The organism is Halorubrum sp. GN11_10-6_MGM, assembly GCF_005435165.1.
GTDB lineage: Archaea > Halobacteriota > Halobacteria > Halobacteriales > Haloferacaceae > Halorubrum.
On the sequence record NZ_SGUC01000073.1, the window covers coordinates 1 to 1,500 of the forward strand.

A 1,500-nucleotide genomic window follows, 5' to 3' on the forward strand; every position below is an offset into this window, starting at 1 on the left:
GTTGCGCGAGCGCGCTCGCGCAACGAATCTCATTCAACGAGAGCGTAAGTTCGACACTGTCGCGTTGTTCTACACCCTCTCACTGGGTTTTGCTGCTGGATCAGACCGCTCTATTCAGGCATTTCTCGAACGGTTCGTCGAAATGGCAGACTGTGACGAACTTGCGTATCCAACCTTCCACGGCTGGTTTTCGCCTACCTTCGTCGCACTCCTCCGAGAGATTCTCGATGACGCCATCGAGAATCTCGAAATCGAACAAACCGACCTCAGCGGACGTCTCGAACGCTTTCGAGACGTCCTCATTGTTGACGCCTCTATCGTCTCACTCTACCAAGACGCTACAGACGTCTACGCAGCGACTGGCGACGATCAAGCCGGCGTGAAGCTTCATCTCACTGAATCACTCTCAACCGGTCTTCCCACGCGGTTTCAGACGACTGACGCCAAAACGCAGGAGCGAAGCCAGCTACCCACCGGCGAGTGGGTAGCTGGCGCACTCGTCTTACTCGATCTCGGCTTCTACGACTTCTGGCTGTTCGACCGTATTGACCAAAACGGCGGCTGGTTCGTCTCACGGGTCAAGGATAACGCGAACTTCGAGATTGTCGAAGAGCTGCGGACATGGCGGGGAAACAGCATTCCGCTTGAAGGCGAGTCGCTGCAGGACGTCCTCGACGACCTGCAGCGACAGGAGATCGACGCTCGGATCACCCTCTCATTCGACCGCAAGCGAGGGTCGGGCGTCAGCACGACCCGAACGTTCCGGCTCGTCGGTGTGCTCAACGAGGACAGCGACGAGTACCACCTCTACCTGACGAATCTCGCCAGAGACGACTACCACGCGCCCGATATCGCACAGCTCTATCGGGCGCGGTGGGAGATTGAGCTGCTGTTCAAGGAACTCAAATCACGCTTCGGCCTTGACGAAATCAACACGACGGATCCCTACATCATCGAAGCGCTGATCATCGTCGCCGCGATTTCGCTGCTGATGAGCCGCGTTATCGTGGATGAGCTCCGCAAATTAGACGCAAAGCGGCAGGGAAGCGACGACGACGCGGCCGCGTCGTCGACGCGTCTGCCACGTCGTCAGTGTTCTCACGCGCTCGAACGTCACGCACACTTGGTCCAGCTGTACCTGATGCTAGATCTCGGGTATGAACCGCCAGATCTCGACGAATTGCTGTTGTGGTCGTCACGGGATCCAAATCCACATCGACCAAGATTACGTGAGCAGGTTGAGTCAGGCGAGTTCTGGTAGAAACTCGCCTGACAAGCCGGTCAGCTCAGACGTAGGTAGTAGCGACAGCTCTGGATCGGCGACGCACTCACCGGAGTGAGTGCGCCGCCTTCAGAGAGTGACATAGATCTCACCATCCGAGACGGAAGAGCCTCTGTTCAGTTCTCCGATCACGCTTCATCAGCGATTTGACTCAACACCGTCTTGCTCAACTATCCGCACAAACACCGCCTCGACGCGCCGCTAAACTACAACGGATG

The 1,500-nt window shown here is 57.1% G+C and carries 1 protein-coding gene; it reads left to right on the forward strand.

All coding sequences use genetic code 11. From position 1 onward, the window contains the following. Positions 1 to 1,261: IS4 family transposase (locus EXE46_RS16100; RefSeq protein WP_137689350.1), on the forward strand; the 1,261-nt coding region annotated here is incomplete at its 5' end. Between the last annotated feature and the right edge of the window lie 239 nt (positions 1,262 to 1,500).